At 67.7% G+C, this 6109-nt stretch carries 6 protein-coding genes and 1 pseudogene; 1 reads left to right on the top strand and 6 read right to left on the bottom strand.

Going from position 1 to position 6109, the window contains the following annotated elements; all coding sequences use genetic code 11:
* The 6 genes and pseudogenes from G6018_RS16860 to G6018_RS16880 form a co-directional block, all read right to left on the bottom strand.
* Positions 1-771, bottom strand: a pseudogene (locus G6018_RS16860) (ABC transporter); the annotation flags it as partial.
* Positions 768-1676: an ABC transporter ATP-binding protein gene (locus tag G6018_RS16865; RefSeq protein ID WP_182640259.1), complete on the bottom strand. Its 909-nt coding sequence runs from the start codon at positions 1674-1676 to the stop codon at positions 768-770. The gene G6018_RS16865 and the pseudogene G6018_RS16860, both read right to left, overlap by 4 nt.
* 5 nt (positions 1677-1681) lie before the next feature.
* On the bottom strand, positions 1682-2371 hold the full coding sequence (locus tag G6018_RS16870) for a TetR family transcriptional regulator (RefSeq protein WP_179524157.1): 690 nt from the start codon (positions 2369-2371) through the stop codon (positions 1682-1684).
* Positions 2372-2454: 83 nt separating this feature from the next.
* On the bottom strand, positions 2455-2583 hold the full coding sequence (locus G6018_RS17610; protein WP_277817800.1) for a hypothetical protein: 129 nt from the start codon (positions 2581-2583) through the stop codon (positions 2455-2457).
* Positions 2584-2663: 80 nt separating this feature from the next.
* Positions 2664-3689, bottom strand: a complete 1026-nt coding sequence (locus G6018_RS16875) for a CNNM domain-containing protein (protein ID WP_179524156.1) — start codon at positions 3687-3689, stop codon at positions 2664-2666.
* On the bottom strand, positions 3689-5098 hold the full coding sequence (locus G6018_RS16880) for a hemolysin family protein (RefSeq protein WP_182640257.1): 1410 nt from the start codon (positions 5096-5098) through the stop codon (positions 3689-3691). The genes G6018_RS16875 and G6018_RS16880 overlap by 1 nt, the downstream gene beginning before the upstream one ends.
* A gap of 424 nt (positions 5099-5522) precedes the next feature.
* Between G6018_RS16880 and G6018_RS16885 the strand changes: the two genes are divergently transcribed.
* A partial coding sequence (locus tag G6018_RS16885; RefSeq protein ID WP_182640258.1) for a TerC/Alx family metal homeostasis membrane protein occupies positions 5523-6109 on the top strand: 587 nt, incomplete at its 3' end.

Genomic DNA, 6109 nt, shown 5'->3' on the forward strand with positions numbered 1-6109 from the left:
CTGGGCCGCCCACCCGAGGGGCGAGGCCCAGGACAGGGCGGTTCCCCCGACGGCCGCCATGTCGCCGAGGGCACGGAGGATGAAGGCGACCCCGAGTACCAGCCCGGCCATCCCCGCCGCCGCCCGCGAGTAGGCGCTGAGCTGCGCGGTCACCGCGGCGATCCCGGCGAACGCCATCCCCGCGAGCGCGGTGCCCAGCCCGATGAGCAGGGACCCGAGCGGGGCGAAACCATTGGTGACCGCCAGACCGGCGACCACCACACACGCGAGGGCGTTGGTGATCGCGGCGACGATCAGGGTGGCGGTGAGGGCCGAGTGCCGTCCGGTGACGCTCGCGCGGATCAGCTCGGCGCGGCCGGTCTGCTCCTCGACACGGGTGTGCCGGGTGACCAGCATGATGTTCATCAGTGCGGCGAGAAGGAACAGGTACGGCGCGTAGCCGGCGGCGAAGAACCTCTCGAAGGTGGGGGCGTCCATGCCGAACGCGGGGCCGGTGAACATCCGGCCCACCGGCTGGGTGAACAGCGGCACCACCGCGGCCAGGTCGTCCTCCGTCGGCGCCAGCTGCGGGAGGGCCGCGCCGATGTAGATCACGAACAGCCCCAGGCCGCCGACCCAGGCCGGGAGCTTGATCCGGTCCCGGCGCAGGGAGAACCGGACGAGGGTGCCGGTGCCGGCCAGCGGGGAACCGGCACCCGCGGTGTGCGGGCGCTCGCGGGTGGGAGCGGTCGTGGTGGTCATCGCGCTGCCGGTCATCGCGCGGCCGGTCATCGCACTGTCCCGGCGTCAGCAGCGTCGCCGTAGTGGCGCATGAGCAGCTGTTCGAGGGTCGGCGGATGGGCGACCAGCGAGCGGACACCGAGCGGGGCGAGTGCACGGACGGCCTCGTCGACACTGTCTCCGTCGACCTGGAAGCGGACCTCGTCGTCGTCGATCTCCACATCGTGCACCCCCTCGACCCGCCGCAGATCGTCCGCCGGTCGGTCCGTGCGGGCGACCATCGTGGTACGGGTCATGTGGCGCAACTCCTCCAGGCTCCCGGTCTCGACGGTGCGGCCCTGCCGCACGATGGAGATGCGGTCCGCCAGCGCCTCGACCTGCGCGAGGATGTGACTGGAGAGCAGGACCGTGCGGCCGGCGGCCTTGACCTCACCGATCGCCTCCTGGAACACGACCTCCATGAGGGGGTCCAGACCCGCGGTGGGCTCGTCGAGCAGGAGCAGGTCCACCTCTGAGGTCAGGGCGGAGATCAGCGCCACCTTCTGCCGGTTGCCCTTGGAGTAGGTGCGGGCCTTCTTGGTGGGGTCCAGGTCGAAGCGCTCGCACAGCGCGTCGCGACGCCGCCTGTCGAGCGGGCCACGCAGCCGGGCGAGCAGGTCGATCGCCTCGCCGCCGGTGAGGGTGGGCCACAGCTCCACGTCACCGGGCACGTACGCGAGCCTGCGGTGGAGCTCGACGGCGTCGGTCCAGGGGTCGCCGTCGAGCAGTCTGACGATGCCGGCGTCCGCGCGGAGGAGGCCGAGCAGCACGCGCATGGTGGTGGACTTGCCGGCGCCGTTGGGGCCGAGGAAGCCGTGCACCTCCCCCCGTGCCACCTCGAGGTCAAGACCGTCGAGGGCGCGCGTGGCGCCGAAGGTCTTGACCAGTCCTCTCGCCGAGATCACGACGTCGTCCATGGTGGTCACTGCTCCTTCCGGGGGCCGTCAGGGGTGTCGAACGCGTCCGCGAACCGGTCGAGGGTGCCGGGTTCGAACAGGCCCTGGGTGAACAGCTCCACGACCGGGAGCATGTAGGGGGCGAGGCTCTCCGGCGGAGCCTCGGTGTCGAGGAAGTCCACGCCGAGCAGTCGGTTCATGTGCTCGTGCAGGACCAACGATCCCAGCGACCAGAGCGTCAGTACGATGACTCGTTCGCGCGAATGGGCGCTGGGCTTGATGAGACCGGCCTCGACGGCGGCCCCGGTGTAGGCCTCGGCGTCGGCGACCATCTCGTCGATGAGATGCGCGATGTGATCGCCTCCCTCAGAGAGGGTGCGGGCCAGGTAGCGCAGCAGCGGGCGACTGTCCTCGATCTGCCGCAGCGACTGGAGCGGGTCCAACTGTGCGCCCTGGCCCATCGAGGACTCCTTGCCCTGCCGCACCAGCCGCACCACGTGCTCGTCGCAGGCCTGGTGCAGTCGGTCCTTGCTCCCGAAGTGGTGGAGAATCAGCGCCTGCGAGACACCCGCCTCGACGGCGATGGTCTTGAGGCTCGTTCCCTTGACGCCGTGCGCGCCGAACTTGGAGATCGCCGCGTCCAGGATGCGGTCGACTCCGCTTCGATGAGCGCCGCTTCGATCGGCTCCGCTGCGGGACGGGTCATCCTCGGGCACGGCTACCGCCTTTCGTCGCTGACTGAGTGTTCAGTCAACGTAGTCCTGACTGAATGGTCAGTCAATGATTGGTCAGTCGCTGGTCAACTCTGTCGTCGCCGCGGCGCCCCGATCTCACCCGAGCTCTCCCCGGGGTTCAGCACCCACCCGAGCAACCCACCGAACACCTCGGCTGGATTGGCGGTCGCGGCCGTGGCGACACGACTGATCACCCCTCCCGCACTCCTTCTGCGTACGACTCGGGCCGAGGTGGGTTCAGACGTCGACAACCCATCCGACGACGTGCAGGGCGCTACGCCCCGGTTCGTCCGGACTCCTGGGGAAGGAGATGCTTGAGGATGTCGGAGATGGTGATCACCCCGATGAACTGGCCCTGGTCCGTCACTGCGGCCAGCTGTTCGCTGCGCTCGCGCGCCTCTGCGAGCGCCTCGTACACCGGAGTGCGAGAGTCGAACACCATCACCGGGCGCGCAAAGGCACGTGCGTGCGCATCCGCGGGCTCCATCAACGTGTCACGCACATGGACCACCTCCGGAGTGGGCGAATTGCCGTCCTGGAGGAGCACCCGCGTATAGCCGGTGCGCGTCGCGGCCTGTTGGACCTGGGCCACCGTGGCTCCGGCCGGGACCGCGGTGGGTGCCGTCGAGGTGTCGACGAGCGCTCCGATATGCAACTGGTCCAAGCCGAGCGCACCCGACAACGGGGACCGGAACGAGTTGTCGAGGGAACCCGCCGTCGCCGAGTGTTCGACGAGCTGGCGGATCGTAGCCGCGTCCTGTCCACCCACGGCGGCACGCTCAACCGGCGTGACGCCACTGGCGGAGACAAGACGGTTGGCCACTGCGTTAACCCACCGCAGCAGCGGACGGAACACCCAGATGAACCCCCTCGAGGGCAGGCCCACGAACTTGGCGGCGAATTCCGGGTGCGCAATCGCCCACGACTTGGGCGCCATCTCCCCCACCACCAGATGCAGGAAGGTCACCAGGAGCAACGACAGCCCGAACGCCACGCCACCAGCGAGCTGGGCCGGTGCGCCCCACGAAGTGAAGACCGGGCCGAGCCACGAGTCCACGGCGGGCTTGGTGACCGCACCGAGGGCGAACGTGCAGACCGTGATGCCCAACTGGGCACCGGCGAGCATGAGGGTCAGCTCGTTCATCCCGCGAAGCGCCGCGCGGGCCGAGGCACTGGTTGCCGCTTCCTTCTCGAGCCGGTGCTGTCGCGCGCCGAGGAGTGCGAACTCGATCACGACGAAGAACGCACTCAACACAATGAGCCCCGCAGTAATGGCCGTGACAACCATCGGGTTTCCCATCACCGAACCTCGCTCTTTCCAGACGCATCGTCATCGCCGGCGTCGAGGGGAACGGTGCCACCACGCTCCACGAGACGAATCCTCAGCTCACTGGGCACCAACCGCGCCACCTCGAGAACCTCGATGTCCAGCGCCACTTCTCGTGGATGGTCGGCGATCAGCTCGCGGGGATCGATTGGCAGATCGACACGCACCGTCTGCCCCACCTCGGGTAGTCGCCCGTGAGCGGCGATCACCAGACCTGCCACGGTCTCGTAGTCACCCTCGGACAGTGTGTGGCCGAGTGCCCGCTCGGCCTCGTCGATGTGGACGTCGCCATCCATCCGCCAGCAGTCCTCACCCTCAAGGGAGATCACCGAATCCGCCTCGACGTCGTGCTCGTCGGTCAGTTCGCCGATCAGCTCCTCGGCGAGGTCCTCGATGGTGATCACGCCGGCGAAACCCCCGTACTCATCCACCACCGCAGCGAGCTGGGCCTCGGAGTCCGTCAGGCTGAACAGCGCATCCGGTAGGGACATCAACGAGGGGACCACCACCGCCGGGCGCATGAGCTCGGTGACCGGCGCGTCGGGCTCCAACGACCACGCGAGCACGTCCACCAACTGCACCACCCCGACCGGCTCCTGCTCAACGGTGACGACCGGATAGCGGGTGTGTCCGGTGGCCATCAGAACCCTCACCTCCCCGACCGTCGCATCGGGTGAGACGACACTGGTGTGAGACCTCGGAACCATCGCATGCTCGACCGTCCGGTCCGGAAAGTCCAGAATTCTGTCGATGAGAACAGAGAGATTCTCGGGCAGATCCCCACTTCCCCTGGCATCGGCGACGATGCGCTCGAGATCCTCCGCCGTGGCGGTGGTGTCCAGATCGTGAACAGGATTGACCCCGACTGCCCGGAGCAACAAGTTGGCAGACTTGTCGAAGACCACGATGAGCCAGCCGAACACCGTGAGGTACACAGTGGTCGAACGGGCCAGGCCACGCGCCAGGGGCTCCGGGCTGGCCAGCGCAAGGTTCTTGGGATACAACTCGCCGAAGATCATCTGCACCACCGTCGCGGCGATCAACGCCAGCACGGTACCCACCGTCACACCGACAGCCGCGGGGACGCCGACCCCACCCAACAGGGTCCCGAGCGATTGGCCGACCAGCGGTTCGGCCACGAACCCCACCAGCAGTCCGGTGACCGTGATCCCCAACTGGGCGCCCGAGAGCATGAACGAGGTCCGTTGGGTGACCTTCAGCGCACGCGCTGCCGAGATGTCCCCCGCGTCCGCCCGCGCCTTGAGCCTGTTCCTGTCCACGGACATGTATGCGAACTCTTGGGCCACGAAGTAGCCGTTCGCCGCGATGATCGCGAGGATCGCGAGGATCCCCAGCAGCAGCATCAGGAGCGTCACGCCCATCAGAACGCTCGCTCACGTGATCGCGGTTCACGGTTCAGCGACCACGGGTTTCGCGGTGAAACTGGCCAGAGACAACTCGGACCCGGGTCGTCAGCCGACCCGGGCCTCTCGCAGGGGGTACCCATCAGGGGATTTCACTCGCTCCAAGTCTGAGATAGACGAACTCGTCGACGCCAAGTATTGCGCATGACCGTCTCGGCAACCACCCGGCGCACCCACCCCGCGGGAAGGCGGACCCGACCACGCCTCCCCCACCAGCGACTGACCCGGCGACACCTCGCCCGCCTGTGATTAACTGAACTGCACCAGAAGGGGAGTATCCCTCACGCGTTTCGTCGTCACTACGGTCCTCGGACCCGGCGGAGCGGGCCCGACAGGGCCGGGAGAGACCTTCGATCACCTACTGATCGAAAGGTCCCTGACTATGCACACCCCCCTCTGGCTCTGGCTTGCCGTCCTGGCGTTCATCATCGTGATGCTGGCGATCGACCTCGTCGCCCACCGCAAGGCTCACGTCATCGGCGTCCGAGAAGCCGCCACCTGGTCGGCCGTCTGGGTCACGCTCGGTGTGGGCTTCGGCGCGATCATCTGGGCCGTCTGGGGCGCCGAGTTCGGCCAGCAGTACTTCGCCGGCTACCTCATCGAGAAGTCCCTCGCGGTGGACAACGTTTTCGTGTGGGCAATCATCTTTGCCCACTTCGCCGTCCCGGCCCAGTTCCAGCACCGCGTGCTGTTCCTCGGGGTGCTGGGCGCTCTGATTTTCCGCGGGATCTTCATCGCCGGTGGCGCCGTGCTGATCGCCAACTTCTCGTGGGTGCTCTACATCTTCGCGGCGTTCCTGCTGTACACGGGTTTCCGGATGATCCGCCAGCGCGACGAGCACCTCAATCCCGACCAGTCGAAGGTGCTCCGGGCTTTCCGCCGGTTCGTGCCCATGACCGACACCTTCCACGGCCAGCGTCTGCTCGTGCGCAAGGGTGGGCTCATCATGGCCACTCCCCTGCTGGCCGT

Origin of the sequence: Dietzia sp. DQ11-44 (assembly GCF_014145205.1) — a bacterium.
GTDB lineage: Bacteria > Actinomycetota > Actinomycetes > Mycobacteriales > Mycobacteriaceae > Dietzia > Dietzia natronolimnaea.